Below are 20,476 nucleotides of genomic sequence, written 5' to 3'. Positions count from 1 at the left end.
CCTCGGCCGCGCCCGGCGGCCTCTGCTCCGGCCAGCACCTTAACCGTCAGCGGGCGGTGGAGGCCTCGGCGGCCGTGAAGGAGATCCGGTCGAGCGCTCCCGCGGCCTCGCGGTCCAGGAGCACCGCGGAGGTGCAGCCGGCGGGCAGCAGCCCCTGCTCGGTGTCGCGGAGCAGCCGGGCGACCGCGTGCCGGTGGCGGGCGAAGGCATAGCCGGAGACGCCGCGCCCCCGCTCGCGCTGCCCCTGCCGCGCCACTTCGGGCGTCACGTCGAGCAGGATCAGATGGAGGGTGCGGCCCCGGCTCACGGCGTGCCGGGCGAGCCAGCGGCGTACCCAGGTCTGGGTGCCGCAGTCGTGCACGACGACGGATTCACCGGAGCGCAGGGCGTGCCAGAGGCCGAGGTAGTGCGCGGCGCGGACCAGGGGGCGGTAGAGGGCGTAGGGAAGTAAACGGGGCAGGGCGGCGGCCCAGCTGTCGCGGGTGTTCTGGGAGTCGATGGCGCGGCCCTGCGCGGCCCGCCGGATGAGGGTCGACTTCCCGCTGCCCGGGAGCCCGGAGACCACGACGACGTCACCGGCGGTGAGGTCGAGGCCGTACGGGCCGCAGGCGGTGCGCCCGCGCAGGTCGCGTACCACCGGCGCGCCCTCCGTCAGCAGCTCCCGCGCGGGAGCGCCGGGCTGTGCGGGCATCGCGCCGTGCGCGACCCCCGCGGTCGGTGCCGACCGCTGCAACGTCATCGCCCATCCCCCTGCCGTCGTGTCCCCCACGCCTGCCACTGAAGTGTAAAGAAAAGGCAATGCGGCACAAGCGGCCCAGGGCCTGTCGCCGCCGTCTTCACCTGCGCGGGGGCCGGACCCCCCACTCTCCCCCCATACATGCGATGATGACCCCGCCAACTGCATACCGGCCGTTCGAATCCGCGCGGGAGAGTTCCGGCCACAGTGTGAGCCGGGCGCCGAAGGAGCAAGATCCTCCCTTGAATCTCTCAGGCCCCGTACCGCGTGGATGAGGCAGATCTGAAAAGCGAGCCGTTCCGCGGCTCCACCCAAGGTGCAAGCCGAGCCCCCTGATCCGGGGCGCCCCCAGGGGCATACCCCGTCGGGGGCTATCGGCGAACCTCTCAGGTTCCGATGACAGATGGGGAGGGTTCGTCCTGACGTCGTCATGCCCTGGAGCCGTATCCATGAGCACTGCCCCCCGTCTCACCGCCCTCGACACCCTGCACCGCTCGCTCGGCGCCACCATGACCGACTTCGCGGGCTGGGACATGCCCCTGCGGTACGCCAGTGAGCGCGACGAGCACAACGCCGTACGCACCCGGGCCGGTCTCTTCGACCTGTCGCACATGGGCGAGATCACCGTCACCGGGCCCGAGGCCGCCGCCTTCCTGAGCTACGCGCTGGTGGGCAACATCGCCACCGTCGGCAACGGCCGGGCCCGCTACACGATGATCGTCCAGGAGGACGGCGGGATCGTGGACGACCTGATCGTCTACCGCCTGGGCGAGGCCGCATACATGGTGGTCGCCAACGCGGGCAACGCGCAGATCGTGCTGGACGCTCTGACCGCCCGCGTCGGGGGCTTCGACGCCGAGGTGCGCGACGACCGGGACGCGTACGCGCTGCTCGCGGTCCAGGGGCCCGAGTCGCCCGCCATCATGAAGGCCGTCACCGACGCCGACCTGGACGGGCTGAAGTACTACGCGGGCCTGCCGGGCACGGTCGCCGGGGTTCCGGCCCTCATCGCCCGTACCGGCTACACCGGTGAGGACGGCTTTGAACTCTTCGTCGCGCCCGAGCACGCCGAGCAGCTGTGGCGGGCGCTGACCGAGGCCGGATCGCCGCACGGCCTGATCCCCTGCGGGCTCTCCTGCCGGGACACGCTGCGCCTGGAGGCGGGCATGCCGCTGTACGGGCACGAGCTGACGACCGCGCTCACCCCGTTCGACGCGGGCCTGGGCCGGGTCGTGAAGTTCGAGAAGGAGGGCGACTTCGTCGGGCGCGAGGCCCTGACCGCCGCCGCCGAGCGCGCCGAGACCGCCCCGCCGCGCAAGCTGGTGGGCCTGGTCGCCGAGGGCCGCCGGGTCCCGCGCGCCGGTTTCCCGGTCGTGGCCGACGGCAAGGTGATCGGCGAGGTCACCTCCGGCGCCCCGTCCCCGACGCTGGGCAAGCCGATCGCCATGGCCTACGTGGACGCGGCCTTCGCCGCCCCGGGCACCGAGGGCGTGGGCGTGGACATCCGGGGCACGCACGAGCCGTACGAGGTCGTCGCGCTGCCGTTCTACAAGCGCCAGAAGTGATCTTCGGGGAAGACCGGCGGTAACCGGACCTTCCCCGACCGCGCGCGGGCGTCAGCGAAGCGACGCGCGCGGACGTCACCGAGCAGACGTCACGGAAGTGACGTACCTCCGTCTCACACCGTAAGACCACCGTTCATCAGCACTCCCCCGCGTACAGGAGAATTCAGGTCATGAGCAACCCCCAGCAGCTGCGGTACAGCAAGGAGCACGAGTGGCTGTCGGCCCTCGAGGACGGCGTGGCCACCATCGGCATCACGGAGTACGCGGCCAACGCGCTCGGTGACGTCGTCTTCGCCCAGCTCCCGGAGGTCGGCGACACGGTGACCGCGGGCGAGACCTGCGGCGAACTGGAGTCGACCAAGTCCGTCAGCGATCTGTACTCGCCGGTGACCGGTGAGGTGACGGCGGCCAACCAGGACGTCGTGGACGACCCCTCGCTGGTGAACTCCGCTCCCTTCGAGGGCGGCTGGCTGTTCAAGGTGCGCGTCGCGGAGGAGCCGGCCGACCTGCTCTCCGCCGACGAGTACACCGCGTTCTCCGGCAACTGAGACCTTAAGGGACCCCCTGATGTCGCTTCTGAACTCCTCCCTCCACGAGCTGGACCCGGACGTCGCCGCCGCCGTCGACGCCGAGCTCCACCGTCAGCAGTCCACCCTCGAAATGATCGCCTCGGAGAACTTCGCTCCGGTCGCCGTCATGGAGGCACAGGGCTCCGTCCTCACCAACAAGTACGCCGAGGGCTACCCGGGCCGCCGCTACTACGGCGGCTGTGAGCACGTCGACGTCGTCGAGCAGATCGCGATCGACCGGATCAAGGCCCTGTTCGGCGCCGAGGCCGCGAACGTGCAGCCGCACTCCGGCGCCCAGGCGAACGCCGCCGCAATGTTCGCGCTGCTGAAGCCGGGCGACACGATCATGGGCCTGAACCTGGCCCACGGCGGTCACCTGACCCACGGCATGAAGATCAACTTCTCCGGCAAGCTCTACAACGTGGTCCCGTACCACGTCGACGAGAGCGGCATCGTGGACATGGAGGAGGTCGAGCGCCTCGCCAAGGAGTCCCAGCCGAAGCTGATCGTGGCCGGCTGGTCCGCCTACCCGCGCCAGCTGGACTTCGCCGCCTTCCGCCGCATCGCGGACGAGGTCGGCGCGTACCTGATGGTCGACATGGCGCACTTCGCGGGCCTGGTCGCGGCCGGTCTGCACCCCAACCCGGTGCCGCACGCCCATGTCGTGACCACCACCACGCACAAGACCCTCGGCGGTCCGCGCGGCGGCGTGATCCTCTCCACGCAGGAGCTCGCCAAGAAGATCAACTCCGCGGTCTTCCCGGGTCAGCAGGGCGGCCCGCTGGAGCACGTGATCGCGGCCAAGGCGGTCTCGTTCAAGATCGCGGCGGGCGAGGAGTTCAAGGAGCGCCAGCAGCGCACCCTGGACGGCGCGCGCATCCTGGCCGAGCGCCTGGTCCAGCCGGACGTCACCGAGGTGGGCGTATCCGTCCTCTCCGGCGGCACCGACGTGCACCTGGTCCTGGTCGACCTGCGCAACTCGGAGCTGGACGGCCAGCAGGCCGAGGACCGGCTCCACGAGCTGGGCATCACGGTCAACCGGAACGCCATCCCGAACGACCCGCGCCCCCCGATGGTCACCTCGGGCCTGCGGATCGGCACCCCGGCGCTGGCCACCCGCGGCTTCGGCGTCGAGGACTTCACGGAGGTCGCGGAGATCATCGCCGCCGCCCTCAAGCCGTCCTACGACGCGGACGACCTCAAGGCCCGCGTGGTCGCGCTGGCCGAGAAGTTCCCGCTGTACCCCGGCCTCAAGTAGCACTTGGCCTGCGGTTCCGCACGTTCGGACGGGGCACCGCGCACACTGAGGAGAGTGAGCGCGGTGCCCCGACCTGTGTCCCTCGCTCCACCTTTTGCCCCGCTTGCCCCGCTTGACCTGCTCGACCGCCTGACCCGCTTGACCCGCCTGACCCGCTCGACCGCCTGACCCGCTTGATCCGCGGGCCCCACCCCGGCCCGTTCCGCACCCCCGGCCCGTTCCCGCACCACCCAGGCAGACAACGGCGTCTTCCAACCCCAAGGAGTACTCCCGTGGCCATCTCGGTCTTCGACCTCTTCTCGGTCGGCATCGGCCCGTCCAGCTCCCACACGGTGGGCCCGATGCGCGCCGCCCGGATGTTCGCGCGCCGCCTCAAGAACGAGGGGCTGCTCGCACACACCGCCTCGATACGGGCCGAGCTGTACGGTTCCCTCGGCGCGACCGGCCACGGGCACGGCACGCCCAAGGCGGTCCTGCTCGGCCTGGAGGGCGAGTCGCCCCAGACCGTGGACGTGGAGTTGGCCGACGGCCGGGTCGAGGAGATCCGCGGCAGCGGCAGGATCAACCTGCTGGGCATGCACGAGATCCCGTTCGACTTCGACGAGGACCTGGTCCTGCACCGCCGCAAGGCACTCCCGTACCACGCCAACGGCATGACGATCCTCGCGTACGACACCGAGGGCGCCCCCTCCTGGAGAAGACGTACTACTCGGTCGGCGGCGGCTTCGTCGTCGACGAGGACGCGGTGGCCGGGGAGAACCCGATCGTCCCGGACGACACGGTCCTCAAGCACCCCTTCCGCACCGGCGACGAGCTGCTGCGGCTCTCCGGGGAGACCGGTCTCTCGATCTCCTCGATGATGCTGGAGAACGAGCTGACCTGGCGCACCGAGGCGGAGATCCGCTCCGGGCTGCTGGACATCTGGCGCGTCATGCAGGCCTGCGTCTCGCGCGGCATGTCCCGCGAGGGCATCCTCCCCGGCGGCCTCAAGGTCCGCCGCCGCGCCGCGAACTCGGCCCGCCAGCTGCGCGCCGAGGGCGACCCGCAGGCCCACGCGATGGAGTGGATCACTCTGTACGCGATGGCGGTCAACGAGGAGAACGCGGCGGGCGGCCGCGTGGTCACCGCCCCCACCAACGGCGCGGCGGGCATCATCCCCGCCGTTCTGCACTACTACATGAACTTCGCGGCCGGCGGCTGCACCGAGACGGAGAAGGAGGACAGCGTCGTGCGCTTCCTCCTCGCGGCCGGTGCGATCGGCATGCTGTTCAAGGAGAACGCCTCGATCTCCGGCGCCGAGGTCGGCTGCCAGGGCGAGGTCGGCTCCGCCTGCTCCATGGCGGCCGGAGCCCTGGCCGAGGTCCTCGGCGGCTCCCCCGAGCAGGTGGAGAACGCCGCCGAGATCGGCATGGAGCACAACCTGGGCCTGACCTGCGACCCGGTCGGCGGCCTCGTCCAGATCCCCTGCATCGAGCGCAACGGCATGGCGGCGGTGAAGGCGGTCACCGCGGCCAGGATGGCGCTGCGGGGCGACGGCAGCCACAAGGTCTCCCTCGACAAGGTCATCAAGACCATGAAGGAGACCGGGGCCGACATGAGCGTGAAGTACAAGGAGACGGCGCGGGGCGGGCTCGCGGTGAACATCATCGAGTGTTAGACAGATGGGCCTTGACCAGCGAGTTCGCACCTTTGGGCGCTGTCAGGGCTTCCCTGCTCACCGCCGTGCCGTGCGATCGCACCACCGCCCGGCTCCGCGAGGTCGTCGACCGGCTGATCGCCGCCGGGAATTAGAAGCCGGGCGATGTGGAAATTCTTACCGGTCCCCGAGTCGGGCAGCGGGGGATTCGTCGGCCAGACGCCGGTCGAGTCCGCGTACTGCCTGGTCGGCGGTTCGGGCGAGTTCCTCGTCGTCAGGGCTGCCTATGATGCCCATGAGAAGCTCGACCAACGAGTGCCTCAGGGCGTCCACGTCGGGGTTCAGATCGCTCACTGTGTTCTCCTTCCATGGGGAGTCGACTGCGGACGAGTGCGGCGTGAACCGGGTGTCGGCACGTGGCTGTCCCGGCTCGACGCAGGATTCAGAAAGCCTTGCAGGCGCGGAAGACGTGCGCGAAGCCCGCGAGCGAGGGCCCGCCCTGGAAGGCGACGTACTCGGGGATGACCAGGTCCGGCCCCCATTTCTGCTTGTACGCCAGCTGCGTCTGCGCCGGATACAGTGCGGCGCCCTCGGCCCAGAGGAAGTGCATGAGCCACTGGAACGACGGGCTGTGGCCGGGTAGTTCACAGTCCTCGCTCAGGCCCGTGAACGGGGTGAAGCCGAAGTGCAGCCACTCGACCCCCTCGCCGCGGAACACCTCTATGGCGTGCGCGTTGATCGCTTCCATCAGTCCGGGTGAGCCCGCCGGTACGCGCCGGCTGAGGTCGTGCATCCAGCCGGTACGAGTGCCGTACACGGGGCAGTAGGAGATGTAGCCGACCGGAGCGCCGTCGATGGTCCCGACGAACAGCCGGCGCAGCGTCTGCGTGGAGCCGCCGATCTGACCGACCAGGAACTCCAGTTGAGGGGAGCCTCCCTTGGACCCGAGCCAAGCGTCGTCGATGGTACTGAGCGCCTCGCCGTATGAGTCGGCATCGACCTCGCGCACCTGGAGCCCGTTGCGCAGGGCCCGGGAGATCTTGTTGCGCAACTGCATGAAGCGCGTCCCTTTGAGGGTGAGATCCGGCACCCGGACCGCCCACGAGGCGCCTATCTGGTTGACGGTGAACCCGTGACGCGCGTACGCCTCCCCGTCCGCGCGCTGCAACTGGACGCCGACCAAACGCAGTTCCTGCTCACGCACGTGCTCCAGGAAGAGAGCGAGCAGTGCGTCGTAGTCGTCGGCGCCGGCGAACGGGCCGCCGAACTGCACGGCGAACCTGCCGGTGCGACGGTAGACGATCACACCGTCGAGTCCGGGCGCGGTGAAAGTGAGGTTGCCGCTGTTGAGCGCGAGGAAGGAGCTGGGATTCTCGGCCGAGGAGTGCTCGGTGATGGCTCGCAGAATTGGATCTTCGATCGATACGGCAGACACGATCGTTCCCTTCTCGAAAAAATCGCGACGATGAATTACAGCATCGGCCGACGACAAAGGAAAGAGGATCATAGCGTCAGAGGAATGTCAGCGTTGTGTCAGAAGCATCTGGCACTGTTGTTTCTGTGAACGGCACGGGAGACCGGGCCGGGAGCAGGGAGAGGTGCCCGGAGTGGTTTATCGGGGACCTGAGGTTTCTTGGGTCGGGCTCTTATGGGCCTGCGCAGGTTCGAATCCTGCCCTCTCCGCTGCGGTTGCGGTTGGGCCGCGTTCTGGGAGAGGTGCCCGGAGTGGTTTATCGGGGACCTGAGGCTTCTTGGGTCGGGCTCTTACGGGCCTGCGCAGGTTCGAATCCTGCCCTCTCCGCCGCGGTTGCGGTCAGGTCGTGTTCTGGGGGGTTTCCGAAGGTGATGGGGGTGCGCCTTCCGTCGACTTCGCCGGGCGGTTGCACGACGTGACCGGAGGCGCGGGTCCTTCCGGCTTCGGAAGCCGAAGGCGTGGGGGGCTTCGAGCTTGACGAGGCGGTTGTTGCCTTCGGAGGCGGCGTCGGTGATGCCGACGGTCAGGTAGGTCTCGATGCCGTCCCACCACTGCTCGACGGTCTCGGCGAGGGTGAGGAGTTCAGGCAGGTGGGTGGGGTCGGCGACGTGGGTGAAGAAGCGGTTGCGGCGCAGGAGTGTGCGGACGGCTTCGCGCCAGGGGGCGGGCCGGGTGCTGGGCCAGTCGGCGACCGAGTCCGCGTTGTGGGCCTCGACCGTCCCGGACGGTGACCTCACGTCAGGCCGCCACCACCACAGCCCCATCAAGTCCGAAGACCCGTTCCAGGAGAGGTGCCCGGAGTGGTCCATCGGGGATCTGCGGTTTCCGGGGTCGGGCTCTTCCGGGTCTGCGCAGGTTCGCATCCTGCCCTCTCCGCGGTGAGCGAGCGCCCTGCGCGGCAGGATCCGAAGGCCCCCGGGGCGGCGTCCGCCGTCCTGCCGGGAGTACGGCCGGCGAGGTCGGCCCCGTGTTCCGACGCGAGCGGCGGGCCGCCCGGCGCGCGGTGCGCCAGGTCCAGGATGCTGTGGACGACCTGACCGGTGTCGACGAGGTCGCCGGAAGGGGCGATGGCCCCTCCAGCCGGTGCGCGTCTCCTCACGCCGAGGAGTACGTCTCGGGTCCGGCCTTCCGCAATCAGCATCCTGTTCCCGGAGGTTCATGTGAACACCGCGCAGCTCGCCCACAGGTACGAGGAGTTCCTTTCCGCCGCAGACGCTCTCGCGGCATTGGCGCCTCTCAGCCCTCGCGTCCAGGCGCGGTACGACTTGACGGTGGCGCACGTCTTCCTCGCTGACCGCGCACTGACTCTCGCCGCCCGCCAGATCCTGGACGGGGCCATGGCCGGCCTGGACAACAGCGACGCCATGTCGCGGACGGCGCTCGGGAACCTGATCGCCAGTACCAGCCACGCTGAGCGACTGACCGCGGTGCGGCAGGAGATGAGGACCCTGTTACAGCTGTTGCGGTCGATTCCGGACGAGGCCGCCGCCGTCGCCGTCACCGTGAGACTGGTGGACCCTGGCGGAAAGCGCATCTTCGAGGAGTGCCTGCTCTGGGGCGACCTGATCGACCTCAGGGCCGAGGAGCACCTCGCGGGCCACTCGCGACTGCTGGCCGAACTCTCGACCCAGGCCTCGTTGTTTCACAGGGCTGTGGGTTGATCTCGCGTCCGTGACGTCACGTCGAGTGCCGGCCGTCCACGGGGGAGATCCGCCCCTGGCGATGATGGGTCGCGAAGGTCTGGCAGCGCGCCTCGTGCCCGATCTCCTAGGGGGCGGCCTGTTCGCGTGCGGTGAAGGCCCGGTCGACGGAGCACTCCCAGCGAAACGTGGGGCTCCGGACTCGGTGCTTCACCGTAAATTCACGGGGTGGCGACGAAACGACACCACTCTGAGAATTTACGGTGAAAAACCGAGGAAGAAGCTTGCCGTCGGCAGCGCTGGGTAAGGGGGCGCACCCGAAGGACCGGGAGTTGCATTCCATCCGCTCACGGGGGTGGGGGCGGGTTTATTTCCGTTGACAACGGTGGGCGTGCGGGCGTCGCCCATTCGTCGTCCGGTGACAGGGGGGCAGGCCGGTAGTGATGGAAAGGTTTGCGCCAGGAATCGGCGGAGGCCGGGGCCGGTCGACGTGCGTAAAGCGGGTGAACCGGGTGAACCGGGCTGTCGGACCGAGAGTCACGAGGGAGCTTTTATGGCCACCATCAAGAGGGACTACTCCATCCCCATCTGATATGGCACTATTGATCGAGGTTGAAATGGCTTCTTTCCACTCCTGTCGATTCTCTCACTCAGGCCGGTGAGCAGCTAGGGCGCGTTTCCTGAGTGACGCGCCGTGAGCGTGGTCCGGCGCTTCCAGGATCCATTCGCCCCTCTTGCGGCGGCTCATTCCCCATCGCCCCCCGAGGCAAGGAGAACTTCGTGCTGAACTTTTCGGTACTCGGAGCGTTACAGATCTCCTCGGACGACGAGGCTGTGGAGATACCCGGCGATCTTCAGCGTGTGTTGATCCAGACCTTGTTGGTCAGTGAGGACCGACCCATCCCCGCGGAGGCCCTGGCCGAGGAGATGTGGGGCGAGGCGGCCCCGGACCATCAGGCCAACGCACTCCAGGCACACATCAGCCGGTTCCGGCGGCGGCTGCGCCGTCTGGAGCCGGACAGGAACCCCCAGCGCTTGGTTCTCCGTCCTTCCGGCTACCAGTTGTGCCTGCAGAAGGGAGAGTTGGACGCGGTGGAGTTCACCGAAAGCGTCAAGTCCGCAGAGGCGACGATCGACCGCGACCCGGCCGCCGCGGCGGACACGCTCCGCCGCTCGATGGAGCTGTGGCGTGGCGGGGTCTTCGGTGACCTGCACGCAGGACCGATCTGCCGCCTCGCGGCCGCCCGTTACGAGGCCATTCGCCTTCGGGGCATGGAGCTTCTCTTCGACGCGGAGTTGGCCATCGGCAGGCACGACGCCATCCTCGTGGAGCTGACCGAGGCGCACATGGCCAACCCACTGCGGGAACGATTCTGCCAGCACCTCATGGTCGCGCTCTACCGGGCGGGACGGCAGGCGGAGGCGCTGGAGACCTATCGGATCATGTGGCGACGGCTGTCCGAGGAGCTGGGGGTCCAGCCTTCCCGGGAACTGCGCGGGCTGGAGAACGCGATCCTCTCCCACGACACGGCGCTGACGGCCTCCGACGCCCTGGCGGGTGCGGTGCGGTCGCGCTGAGCGCCGCACCACGGGGAACAACCCGAGGCGCTCCGGGCGGTCGTCCCCTCTCTCGGAGTGGAGCCGGCCGGGGTTGTCGCCCGCAACGGCGGTGCCGCGCACCGCATCCGGCACCTTCCCGGGCGGGAGTAGAGTGCCTCCCGTCCTTCCCACCGGCACCACCGCGCGAGAGGTGTTCCCGATGTCCGACTCCAACGTCCCCGCCTCCCCCACGTCAGACCTGGCCGCCCGTCTCCTCGCCGAGATGCCGTACGCGGTCGAGTCCGGGGTGGTACTGACCGAGGCCCGGCCCGAGGTCGCGCGGGGCCTCCTCGAATGGTCGGCCGGGCGCTGCACGGTCGGCGGCGTGCTGCATGGGGGAGCCCTGATGACGCTCGCCGACACCGTCGGAGCGGTCTGCGGGTACCTCAACCTGCCGAAGGGGGCGAGCACGGCCACGATCGAGTCGAAGACCAACCTCTTCCGGGGAGCGGGCCAGGGCACGGTACGGGCGGAAGCCCGGCCGCTGCACGTCGGGGGCACGCTCATCGTCGTCCAGACCGACGTCTGGGACGATCGCGGGCGCCGGGTCAGCCAGACCACCCAGACCCAGGCCGTCCTCATGCCGCGTCCCCCGGAGGCGCGGTAGCACCCCGGTGGTCCGGCCGGTTCCGGTGCATTACCCCAGCGGTAATCGACCGCTCCGGACGGGTGCGTCAGGCTGAGGACGCAGGCAGGGCGAGGCACATCCCGTGCCCCCGGCAAGCTCTGTCCCCGCCGCGTCACGCCCGGGGCGGACAACGCCGGCCATCGCACGGGCAGGCCGCCGTCCGGCCGCGCCCCCGCCGACGAGGCGGTCGGCGCACGCCGAACCGCGCCCTTCGGGTGCACCCGTACAGACGAGAGGACACCGTTGTGACCACGCACGAGGACGCTGTCGAGCGCTACTTCACCGCCTGGAACAGCGCCACCCCCGAGGAGCTGGCCAAGGCGGTCGCCTCCGCGTTCACCGAGGACGGCACCTACACCGACCCGCTCGGCGACGTGAAGGGCCACGACGGGATCGCCGCGGCCATCGAGGCCGCCCACCAGCAGTTCCCCGGCTTCGAGTTCAAGCTGACCGGCACGCCGGACGCGCACCACAACCTGGTGCGCTTCACGTGGGACCTGGTCTCCGCCGCGGACGGCTCCGCTCCCGCGGCCGGCTTCGACGTGATCACGCTCGCCGATGACGGCCGCATCACCAGCGTCGCCGGCTTCCTGGACCGCCTGCCGGAAGCGTGACCCGCACCCCTCGGCAGACCGCTTGAAGGACCGCGGCCGTCTCCGCTTCGGCGGGCGGGAACGTCTCGACCGCCCACTCGGAGACGGCCGTCCGGCAGATCCACCGCGAGCAGACTTCGGCCATCACATGCCCGGGATCATCACGCCGCCGACCACGCGCACTTGGCCGAACGGCCCGGGAGCAGGCCCGGTCCACCCGCGCCGTTCGCACGGACGGACGTACGGACGGGCGTACGGACGGGCGTACGGACAGGCGTACGGACGGACGGGCGGCGGCCCGACGGCGTCAGCCGAGGCTCGCGCGGAGCCAGTCGGCCAGCCGGTCGCCGTCCATCCGGTCGAGCTCCGACGCCGCATGCGCCACGTCCGGCGCACCGCCGAGCGAGACGAACTTCTCCCTCATCAGACGTGCGTGCCCGGCCCGGGTGTGCGGGCCGGCCGCGCCGATCGGCACCAGGCGCTCGCGGACCTCGGTGCGACCGTCGCGCATCCGTACGGTCACCCGGGCCGGAGTCGCCTTCGTGGCGTCGGAGAAGTCGTCGGCCCGGTCCGCGCCCGGACCGGACGCGGCGAGCGCGAGTTCCTCCGTCTCCGGCCCGCCCAGCGCTCTCAGCCACGGCCCGGCGGCCGTGCCGGCCCGGCGTACCGCCTCCCCGAAGGGGGCCACCGACCCGAACAGCGCCCGGGTGAAGTCCTCGTCGTGCCGGAGGACGACCCGTCCGGCCAGCTTCCAGCGGTCGGGGCGGGCGAGCCGGGGAGCGGCGAAGTCGTCCACGGTGAGACCGCCCTGGAGCAGCGCGGTCGCCACCGGGTAGGGGGTGTGCAGGACCAGTGCGCCCATGGGGGCGTCGGGCCCCGTCACGTACCGCTCGGCGGTACGCCCCGCAAAGAGGGTGTAGAGCGACGCCTCCACGACCACCTCCTCGATGTCCTCCTCGCGCAACGGTCCCAACACGTCGTGCAGTTCGATCGCGCAGTCCACCGCGGCGTCGATGCCGGGGCCGCCCGGACGGGCCTTGAAGGAGAGCGTGTGGGTGTACCAGCGTGTGCCGAGGCCATCGTCGACCTCGCCGGGCAGCGGGACGGACGCGAAGCGGGCCAGGAAGCCGTCCGGATGCTCCAGGATGTCCGGCGCTCCGTGCAGCCCGGCAGCCGCCGCGTCGCAGGCGTCCATGGCGGCGCGTACCGGGGTGAAGGCGTTGAACAGACGCGCGTCACTGGCCAAAAACGCGCGGTAGAGCGGCCAGTTGGGCATCGCGAAGGCAAGCCCCAGGGCGTCCGTCCAGCGTGCCACCGGGGCGCCCTCGCAGTGCAGACGACCCGCGACGCCGCCGGCCAGGTGGGTGTGCGCCGCGCTCTGGCCGCGCAGCGGTCCGAGCGTCGCCGCCGCGGTGATCCTGGCCGCGCACTCGTTGGCGGCCACCACGGCGGTGATCAGCGCGGCACCGTCCAGACCGCGGGCGAGGGCGTGTGCCAGGGGCACCGCCACCGTCGAGTTGGAGAGGTGGCCCGCATAGGCGGTGTCGTCGAGATTAAGCCAGGAACCGAGCCCCGCCAGTACGCAGGCACCGGTCCGGGGATCGTCCTGCCACGGATCGCCGAACGCGGCGACGATGCGCCGGCCCAGCGGATGGTGGAGGCCCGCCCGGATCGAACCGAGTTGGGAGAGCACCTGGCTGGCCGCCAGCGAGCGGACCGGTGCGGGGATGTCGTCGTGCCTCAGCCCGGACGCCCAGCCGGCGAGCTCTTCCAGGACGGTCATCCTCGGTTCCCTTCGGTGGGCGGTCTCGCCGGAGTCTCGGCCGTGCTGCCGTGCTGGCTGCGCGCGTTCTGCCGTGGGCGACGGTGCGGTGCGGCGGCGGTCCGTGCGGGTCCCCGGCCTCAGCGGGGGCCGCGCCCGCTCGCCCCGGCGTTCCAGGCCAGGAGCGCGCCGGGCAGCACCTCCAGCGTCATGCCCGAGGTCGAGGCCGGCTGGAGCTCGCCGTCGTGCTCGTACCGGAGCGGTGTCCCGTCCATGCGCTCGACGACGATCCGGCGGCCGCGCCCGTAGAACACTCCGGGCACATCCAGGTGGGCCCCCGTCCTGGTCAGTTCGGGCACCCGGGTGGGTGGCACCTCGCCGCCTATCACGCAGACGTCCAGCAGACCGTCGTCCGGCTCGGACCTCGGCAGCACCAGGTAGTCACCGCCGCGGTACCGGCCGCCGCCGACGTTCGCCAGCACGGTCGGCCCCTCGTGCAGCACCACTCCGTCGACGGTGACCCGGCCCGGGTACGGCGTGAAGGCCTCGGCGGTGCGCTGGAACGCCTCCGCGTAACGCCGGCGGCCGGTCAGCGCGATGCCGCGCGCGGTGACCAGCGCCTCGGCGATGAGCCCCGAGCACGCCCCCAGGAGGACCTTCTCGCCGTTCTCGGCCAGCTCCGCGAGATCGACGTGACGCAGCCGGGCCTCGTTCGAAGAACCTTCCGCCGCATCCAGCACCGCGAGCAGCGCCGCACGCCAGGGCAGGTCGCCCCAGAGCATCCGGTATCCGGAGTTACCGGTTCCGGCCGGCACGATGAACAGGGCGGCTGATCCACCGGCCAGCGCTTCGACCACCTCGCGGACCGTCCCGTCACCCCCGACCGCCACCACCAGGTCGGGCGGTGCCGCCCCCGCGCACGCCTCCGCCACCCGCCGGGTGGCGTCGCCCTGCCGGGTCGTGCGGTGCAGCCGCACCTCGGGCAGCCACTTTCCGCACAGTTCGGCCACCTCCTCGACCAGCCGCGCACTGGTGGTTCCCGCAGTGGGGTTGGCGACGATCAGTGCTCGGCGCGGCAGGGCGGCGCGTGGTGCGGTCATGTGACCAACTCCGTCTCGGTTCGGTCGGCGGGGAGATCTGCGGCGCTCCCGGGCAGCGAGGGCGGTACGGAGTGGGACCGCGCGCTGCTCACTACCGGGACACACCAGTGAATGTGACCGCCGCGGATGACGTGGCGCTGACCCGGCGCTGACGGACGGGCCGGGCGGCGCCGGATCAGTGCGGTGTCAGGCACTCCTGGTTCCATCGGCTCCCGTCGGACCCCCTCGTGCCACGACGGACGCACGGCAGAGGGGCGCCCCACGGCAGACAGCGGAACCGGGACGCGGAGTGAGCCGCCCCTGGAACTGCGCGAAGAACCGGAGGAGCTGGTCGTGGCCCTCTTCAGGCGGAAACCCCGCGAGGCGTGCGTCCGCACCCCGGCCGTCCGACCGTCCCGTCCGCCCTGTACGGGGCCGACGGCACCACCGAACCGACCGCAGCTTCACGACAGAGAACGGAGGTGAGTTCGGTGACCACCCGCATCGGTGTCCTGTTGCCGACGAGAGAGCAGGCCATGACGGGTGACTTCGGCGCCAACCCGCTGCTGGAGTTCGCCCGCGAGGCCGAGGCCCTCGGATTCGACTCCCTGTGGACCGGGGATTCCCTCACCGCGCGTCCACGGCTCGACCCCCTGGTGGTACTCGCGGCGGCGGGGGCGGCCACCAGCGGCATCACCCTGGGCACCGCCGCACTGACCCCGGCCCTGAGGCACCCGCTGATCGGCGCCAACATGCTCGCCAGCCTGGACCACGTGTGCGGATCACGGTTGGTCCTCGGCCTCGGCTCCGGCTTCCCCCTGCCCGAGACGGAGGAGGAGTTCGCGGCCGTCGACGTGCCGTTCACCGGCCGGGCCGGCCGCCTGGACGAGAACGCCGACCTGTGGCGCACCGCGTGGCAGGCCACCCTCCCGGACGCGCCGACGTCCTTCAAGGGCAGGTACTGGCAGGCCGAGGGCCTGGACCGGCTGCCGCCGCCGCACCGGCCGGGCGGCCCCCCGCTCTGGCTGGCGGGCAGCGACACACCGAGGGTGCTGGCCCGGGTCGCCCGGCGTTACGACGGCTGGTTGCCCTTCCTCCCGTCGGCGGAGGCCTACGGCACGGCCTGGCAGGAGATCCGGCGGCTCGCGGCCGAGCACGGCCGCCCGGCCGACGCGATCACCCCCGGGCTGTACGCCACCGTCACCCTCGGCCCCGACCGGGACGCGGCCAAGCGGGAGCTGGAGCACTACATCGAGCACTACTACGGACGCTCCCTCGGCTTCATGGCCGCGATCCAGGCGTACGCCTGGGGCGACGCCGACGAGGTGGTCGAGTGGCTGGCCGGGTACGTGCGGGCCGGCGCACGGCACATCGTGCTCCGCGTCGGCTCGCTGACCCCCGCTCCGCACCTGGAGCAGATCGCGCGGGACGTCGTGCCCGCGCTGCGCCGACTCCCCTGAACCGAGTCCACGCCGCGCCGACTTCCCGAACCCCATGGAGGTACAGGCCTGTTCGGGCGAACCCGGCCCGATCCGTTTCCGTCACTCGGCCGCGCCTGCGTCCGGTCCCGCGGGCGACCGCGACCGCCCCGCTGTCAGCATCAGCTCGGTGTCAGAACCGGGTCAGAGACAACTGCAACGATCAGAATCCGGCGCCCCGTTGTCACGTGCCGGTCAGCACTGGGACCCACCCGGAAAGGCCAACCATGCTCTCGGACGGAACAACAGAGGAGCAGTCCTCCGTACGTCCTGCCTCTCCTGACCAGGCGGCAGAAGAACGCCAGGCACCCCTGCGCAGCTACAAGCTCTACGTCGCCGGCAAGGACGTCGACGGCGACGGATGGGTCTACACCGTGAGCGGCAGATCCCTCCTCGACGACGTGTTCACCAGCGTGACGCTCAAGCGGAGCCTGGAGCAGGACGCCGCGTCGGACGCGGCCCAGCACCCCTACGTCGTGGGACGCTGCGCGATCGCCGGCGACGACGCCATCGATCTGGCGAGCGAGGCTGCCGCGGCCGCCGCCCCAGGCTGGGCCGCCTACCCGCTGGAACGCCGCATGCGCCTGGGCCGCCGCTTCCGCGAAGAGCTCGAACGGCGCCGGGACGAGTTCATCGAGATGCTGATCGCGGAGGCCCATCCCGCCAAGCTCGCCCGCTGGGAACACAGCTCCCTGCTCCAGATCTTCAGCGAGGAGAGCCTCGGCTGGTACCAGGAGCAGATGCACACCGAGTTCCGGCACGGGAACCGCCGGCTGATCGTGCGTCGTCAGCCCGACGGTGTCGTCGCCTTCAACCCCCCGCAGAACGCCCCGCTGCCCAGCGCGGCCCTCGGGGTGCTGTGTCTGATGGCCGGCAACGCCGTCGTCATGCGCGCCCCGCGCAGCATCGCGCTGAGCACCATGTGGCTGATGCGGGACGTGGTCGCCCCGATCCTCGAGGAGCTGGACGCCCCGCCCGGCACGCTCAACGCCCTGTGCGCCAACCCCAAGCAGACGCTGGACCGCTGGATCGACAGCCCTCTGATCGACGACATCTTCTACATCGGGGGCAGCCAGGAGGGCCTGCGCTTCGAGCAGCAGTGCGTCGCGAAGGGCAAGAAGGCCATCCTGGAGCTGGCCGGCAACGACATCGTCGTCGTCTGGTCCGACGCGGACATCCCCAAGGCCGTCGAGGCCATCACCGAGGCCTTCTACGGCTCGGGCCAGATCTGCATGGTCCCCAACGGCGTGCTGGTGCACCCCGCCGTCGCCGACGAACTGCTGGCTGAGCTGAAGGAGCAGGTCAAGCGGATACGGCCCGGCTATCCGGAGGAGGAGGACGTCCTGCTGTCGCCGGTCCGGCGCAGCGAGCGGTTCTTCCGACTCCTCAACCAGGCCTTGGACCAGGGCGGGTCGCTCGTCACCGGCGGGCGCCGCGTGGAGGTCGACGGTACCCCCTCGGACACCGGTGTGTTCCTGCAGCCCACCGTGGTGCTGGTCGACGGCCTGGCCCGTGCCCGCGACTTCGACATCGTCCGGGAGGAAACGTTCTTTCCGTTGATCCCCGTCATCGTCGCCGAACCCGGCACCGACCAGGAACTCCTGGCCCGATTCGTCGACTTCACCAATTCCAATCCCTACGGACTGCGCAACTCGCTGTGGGCCCGGTCCGAGGACGTCATCGACACCTTCGTGCGACACGTCACCAACGGCGGACTGCTGAAGATCAACGACTCCCACATGGGGTGCGTCCCCTACCTGCCCACGCACGGCGGCACCGGCCTGACCGGCGGAGCCTTCGGCGAGGCCAACTACCCGATGCTCAAGACCTCCCACCTCCAGGGCGTGAGCATCGCCCGCGACGTCAGCCCCTACGAGGCGGTCTTCGGCGCCTGAGCTTTCGCCCCCGCACCCCCCTCTCCCACCGGAGGTACCCGTGCGCTCCCTCGACCGAGCCCGCGCCGTCTGCGAGCACTACCACCCAGGGCTCCTCAAAGCCCTGGAGGAGATCCCCTTCGACGAACTGGAGAAGCCCGGCAGCGTCGCCATCGACCTCTTCCGCGCCCACGGCGGCGTCGGACTGCTCATCCCCACCACGTTCGGCGGTCACGGGGCGTCCCCGCTGGAGGCGGTCCGCGTCCAGGAGGCACTGGGCGCGGTGACGCCGTCGCTGGCCGCCGCCACGACCATGCACCACTTCACCGCCGCCATGCTCTACGCGCTGGCCGACCGGCCGGACAGACTGACGCCCACCCAGGTGGAGCTTCTGCACCGGATCGTGCCCGAGCAGAAACTCATGGCCTCCGGCTGGGCGGAGGGACGCACCCAGCAGAACATCCTCGCCCCGACCGTGGCCGCGGCGCCCGCCAAGGGCGGATACCTCCTGCGCGGCTCCAAGAAGCCGTGCAGCCTCTCCTCCTCGATGGACCTGCTGACGGCCAGCATCTCCGTACCCGGCGCCGACGGCGGCCCCGAGCTCGCCCTCGCCATCGTGCCGGCGGGCTCGCCCGGCCTGAGCGTCCACCCCTTCTGGGGAACCGGCCTGCTGGCCGGAGCCGAGAGCGACGAGGTCCACCTGGAGGACGTGTTCGTACCGGACGAGCTGGTGGTACGGACCTCGGCCGACGACCCGACCCGGTTGGACGACCTGCAGACGGCTGGGTTCATCTGGTTCGTCCTGCTCATCTCCGCCGGATACACGGGAGCCACCGCCGCCCTCGTCGAAGAGGTGGTCACGCACCAGCGGGGCAACCCCACCGAACGCGCGGCCCTCGCGATCAGCCACGAGGCGGCCGTCGCCCTGCTCGAAGGCGCCGCGCGCGCCGTGGAGAGCGGGGTCGAAGGCGAAGAGGCCGTGGCCGGCACCCTGATCGCCCGGTACACCGTCCAGGACGCCCTGGTCGCCAACGCCAACCGGGCGCTGGAACTCCTCGGCGGGATGGACTTCATCAAGGGCTCCCCGAACGCCACCCGTGCCGCTTCGGTGCGGCCCCTGGCCTTCCACCCGCCGGCGAGGCCCGCCGCGGCCGGACCGCTTCTGGCCTACTTCGCCGGCGGGTCCCTTGAGCTGGCCTGAGACGCGCCGTCGCGTCCTCGTCCCGGCCGCCGCCCGCACCCGCGATTCCTGCTCCAGCCCCGTACCACTAGGGAGTGACCACTCGTGACCGTGATCCAGGAAGCCCGGCCCGGCGCCGCCGCGCCGACCACGGAGGCAGAGATCCTGCGCCTCTACCGGGCGCACCTCAGCAAGGGCCGGGCGACGCTCGCCGAGCTCTTCGGCAGCCATATGGAGGTGGCGTCCTCCGGAGCGTGGCTGACCACCAGCGACGGCGAGCGCTTCCTGAACGCCGGCGGCTACGGGGTCTTCATCATGGGTGCCCGCCACCCGCGGGTCGTGGAGGCCGTCCAGCGCCAGCTGCACACCCACCCCACCGCGACCCGCATCCTCCTCGAGCCGACCGCCGCCCGCGCCGCCGAGGCACTCGTATCGGTCATGCCCGAGGGCCTCGACCGCGTGCACTTCGCCCTGTCGGGTTCCGAGGCCGTCGAAACCGGTCTCAAGCTCGCCCGCGCCAACGGCTTCAAGCGGACCGTCTCCCTGCGCGGCGGTTACCACGGCAAGACTCTCGGCGCGCTGTCCGCCACCGCCAAGGACGTCTACCAGCAGCCCTTCCGGCCGCTCGTACCGGACTTCCTGCACCTGCCGTTCGGCGACGCGGACGCGCTGGAAGCCGAGCTGGCGGCCCATCCCGGCGAGGTCTGCGTCATCATCGAACCCGTCCAGGGCGAGGGCGGCGTGATCATCCCGCCCAAGGGCTACCTCAAACGCGTCGAGGAACTTGTCCGCGAGTACGAGGGCTTCCTCGTCCTCGACGAGATCCAGTCCGGCCTGGGCCGCCTCGGCGAGTGGTGGGGCGCGGACGTCGAAGGCGTCGTCCCCGACGTCCTGCTGACGGGCAAGGCCCTGGGCGGCGGCGTGCTGCCGGTCTCCGCGGCGGTCGCCACCCGCAAGGCGTTCCGCCCCTTCGACAAGGACCCCTTCCTGCACACCTCGACGTTCTCGGGGCAGCCCCTGCTCATGGCCGCCGTCCAGGCGTCCATCGAGACGATCAAGGAAGAGCGGCTCGTCACCAAGGCCGTCGACCTCGGTGGCATCCTGCTGCCCGGGCTCACCGAGATCGCCCGCCGCAACATCCCCGGCCAGCTGGTGGAGGTCCGCGGCCGCGGCCTGCTGATCGGCGTCGAGCTGGTCGAGGCCGGGCTCGCCGGCGAGCTCCTGATCGAGCTGTTCAACCACGGGGTCGTCGCCAACCACTCGATGAACGGAAGCGCGGTGGTGCGCTTCACGCCGCCGGCCACCTTGACCGAGGCCGAAGTGCGGTTCCTCCTCGATTCCTTCGACAAGGCCACCCGCGACCTCGTACGGGGCGCGGCCACGATGCCGGAAAGTGGTAACTGAC

18 protein-coding genes, 3 tRNA genes, 1 pseudogene and 1 riboswitch are annotated in these 20,476 nt (G+C 70.7%); of the genes and pseudogenes, 16 read left to right on the top strand and 6 right to left on the bottom strand.

Annotated features, from left to right (window positions below):
* Positions 1 to 46 precede the first annotated feature (46 nt).
* Entirely contained in the window at positions 47 to 739 is a 693-nt protein-coding gene (locus tag AC3CH1_RS19820) for an AAA family ATPase (RefSeq protein WP_488464142.1), read from the bottom strand.
* 175 nt (positions 740 to 914) lie between these two features.
* Positions 915 to 1,012, top strand: a riboswitch (glycine riboswitch).
* Positions 1,013 to 1,185: 173 nt separating this feature from the next.
* Between AC3CH1_RS19820 and gcvT the strand changes: the two genes are divergently transcribed.
* From gcvT to AC3CH1_RS19795, 5 genes and pseudogenes are all read left to right on the top strand, one after another.
* Positions 1,186 to 2,301 (top strand): glycine cleavage system aminomethyltransferase GcvT, encoded by a 1,116-nt coding sequence (gcvT, locus tag AC3CH1_RS19815; RefSeq protein WP_488464141.1) that lies wholly within the window; start codon positions 1,186 to 1,188, stop codon positions 2,299 to 2,301.
* A gap of 170 nt (positions 2,302 to 2,471) precedes the next feature.
* Positions 2,472 to 2,849 carry a glycine cleavage system protein GcvH gene (gcvH, locus tag AC3CH1_RS19810; RefSeq protein WP_007457159.1) on the top strand — a complete coding sequence of 126 codons (378 nt, stop codon included), beginning with the start codon at positions 2,472 to 2,474 and terminating at the stop codon, positions 2,847 to 2,849.
* Positions 2,850 to 2,868: 19 nt separating this feature from the next.
* The gene (gene glyA, locus AC3CH1_RS19805) at positions 2,869 to 4,128 is read left to right on the top strand and encodes a serine hydroxymethyltransferase (RefSeq protein WP_018959977.1); all 1,260 of its coding nucleotides are present in this window, start codon (positions 2,869 to 2,871) and stop codon (positions 4,126 to 4,128) included.
* Between the two features lie 272 nt (positions 4,129 to 4,400).
* Positions 4,401 to 5,785: pseudogene (locus tag AC3CH1_RS19800) on the top strand (L-serine ammonia-lyase).
* A gap of 11 nt (positions 5,786 to 5,796) precedes the next feature.
* Positions 5,797 to 5,919, top strand: coding sequence for a hypothetical protein (locus tag AC3CH1_RS19795; RefSeq protein ID WP_488464140.1), 123 nt, complete (start codon positions 5,797 to 5,799; stop codon positions 5,917 to 5,919).
* A 22-nt stretch (positions 5,920 to 5,941) separates the two neighbouring features.
* On the opposite strand, the gene AC3CH1_RS19790 is transcribed toward AC3CH1_RS19795, so the two are convergent.
* Together AC3CH1_RS19790 and AC3CH1_RS19785 are read right to left on the bottom strand one after the other, a co-directional pair.
* Positions 5,942 to 6,118 (bottom strand): hypothetical protein, encoded by a 177-nt coding sequence (locus AC3CH1_RS19790; protein ID WP_488464139.1) that lies wholly within the window; start codon positions 6,116 to 6,118, stop codon positions 5,942 to 5,944.
* Between the two features lie 88 nt (positions 6,119 to 6,206).
* Complete coding sequence (locus AC3CH1_RS19785; RefSeq protein ID WP_488464447.1) at positions 6,207 to 7,202, bottom strand: DUF2156 domain-containing protein; 996 nt, start codon at positions 7,200 to 7,202, stop codon at positions 6,207 to 6,209.
* A 154-nt stretch (positions 7,203 to 7,356) separates the two neighbouring features.
* On the opposite strand from AC3CH1_RS19785, the gene AC3CH1_RS19780 reads away from it, so the two are divergent.
* Positions 7,357 to 7,447, top strand: a tRNA-OTHER gene (locus AC3CH1_RS19780).
* A 27-nt stretch (positions 7,448 to 7,474) separates the two neighbouring features.
* Positions 7,475 to 7,565, top strand: a tRNA-OTHER gene (locus AC3CH1_RS19775).
* Here the strand turns inward: AC3CH1_RS19775 and AC3CH1_RS19770 are convergent.
* On the bottom strand, positions 7,529 to 7,975 hold the full coding sequence (locus AC3CH1_RS19770; protein WP_488464138.1) for a transposase: 447 nt from the start codon (positions 7,973 to 7,975) through the stop codon (positions 7,529 to 7,531). The genes AC3CH1_RS19775 and AC3CH1_RS19770 overlap by 37 nt on opposite strands.
* A gap of 48 nt (positions 7,976 to 8,023) precedes the next feature.
* Between AC3CH1_RS19770 and AC3CH1_RS19765 the strand changes: the two genes are divergently transcribed.
* The 5 genes from AC3CH1_RS19765 to AC3CH1_RS19745 all read left to right on the top strand — a co-directional run bounded on the left by AC3CH1_RS19765 (position 8,024) and on the right by AC3CH1_RS19745 (position 11,719).
* Positions 8,024 to 8,114, top strand: a tRNA-OTHER gene (locus tag AC3CH1_RS19765).
* 284 nt (positions 8,115 to 8,398) lie between these two features.
* Positions 8,399 to 8,899, top strand: coding sequence for a hypothetical protein (locus AC3CH1_RS19760; RefSeq protein ID WP_488464137.1), 501 nt, complete (start codon positions 8,399 to 8,401; stop codon positions 8,897 to 8,899).
* A gap of 840 nt (positions 8,900 to 9,739) precedes the next feature.
* The gene (locus AC3CH1_RS19755; protein ID WP_488464136.1) at positions 9,740 to 10,456 is read left to right on the top strand and encodes an AfsR/SARP family transcriptional regulator; all 717 of its coding nucleotides are present in this window, start codon (positions 9,740 to 9,742) and stop codon (positions 10,454 to 10,456) included.
* A gap of 181 nt (positions 10,457 to 10,637) precedes the next feature.
* Complete coding sequence (locus tag AC3CH1_RS19750; protein WP_488464135.1) at positions 10,638 to 11,084, top strand: PaaI family thioesterase; 447 nt, start codon at positions 10,638 to 10,640, stop codon at positions 11,082 to 11,084.
* A 266-nt stretch (positions 11,085 to 11,350) separates the two neighbouring features.
* On the top strand, positions 11,351 to 11,719 hold the full coding sequence (locus tag AC3CH1_RS19745; protein WP_488464134.1) for a nuclear transport factor 2 family protein: 369 nt from the start codon (positions 11,351 to 11,353) through the stop codon (positions 11,717 to 11,719).
* A 286-nt stretch (positions 11,720 to 12,005) separates the two neighbouring features.
* Here the strand turns inward: AC3CH1_RS19745 and AC3CH1_RS19740 are convergent, their stop codons facing one another.
* Together AC3CH1_RS19740 and AC3CH1_RS19735 are read right to left on the bottom strand one after the other, a co-directional pair.
* Positions 12,006 to 13,481 (bottom strand): MmgE/PrpD family protein, encoded by a 1,476-nt coding sequence (locus AC3CH1_RS19740; RefSeq protein WP_488464133.1) that lies wholly within the window; start codon positions 13,479 to 13,481, stop codon positions 12,006 to 12,008.
* A 119-nt stretch (positions 13,482 to 13,600) separates the two neighbouring features.
* Positions 13,601 to 14,560 carry a diacylglycerol/lipid kinase family protein gene (locus tag AC3CH1_RS19735; protein WP_488464132.1) on the bottom strand — a complete coding sequence of 320 codons (960 nt, stop codon included), beginning with the start codon at positions 14,558 to 14,560 and terminating at the stop codon, positions 13,601 to 13,603.
* A 470-nt stretch (positions 14,561 to 15,030) separates the two neighbouring features.
* On the opposite strand from AC3CH1_RS19735, the gene AC3CH1_RS19730 reads away from it, so the two are divergent.
* The 4 genes from AC3CH1_RS19730 to AC3CH1_RS19715 all read left to right on the top strand — a co-directional run bounded on the left by AC3CH1_RS19730 (position 15,031) and on the right by AC3CH1_RS19715 (position 20,475).
* A complete protein-coding gene (locus AC3CH1_RS19730; protein WP_488464131.1) occupies positions 15,031 to 15,999 on the top strand; it encodes an LLM class flavin-dependent oxidoreductase in 969 nt (322 codons plus the stop codon).
* Between the two features lie 245 nt (positions 16,000 to 16,244).
* Positions 16,245 to 17,912, top strand: coding sequence for an aldehyde dehydrogenase family protein (locus AC3CH1_RS19725; protein WP_488464130.1), 1,668 nt, complete (start codon positions 16,245 to 16,247; stop codon positions 17,910 to 17,912).
* Between the two features lie 40 nt (positions 17,913 to 17,952).
* A complete protein-coding gene (locus AC3CH1_RS19720) occupies positions 17,953 to 19,092 on the top strand; it encodes an acyl-CoA dehydrogenase family protein (protein WP_488464129.1) in 1,140 nt (379 codons plus the stop codon).
* 84 nt (positions 19,093 to 19,176) lie between these two features.
* Positions 19,177 to 20,475, top strand: a complete 1,299-nt coding sequence (locus AC3CH1_RS19715; RefSeq protein WP_488464128.1) for an aspartate aminotransferase family protein — start codon at positions 19,177 to 19,179, stop codon at positions 20,473 to 20,475.
* Position 20,476 lies beyond the last annotated feature (1 nt).

The sequence above is a fragment of the Streptomyces sp. MGP-P1 genome, assembly GCF_057766565.1.
The sequence above is the reverse complement of the archived record's forward strand: the minus strand, read 5'-3'. Positions and strand labels throughout refer to the sequence as shown.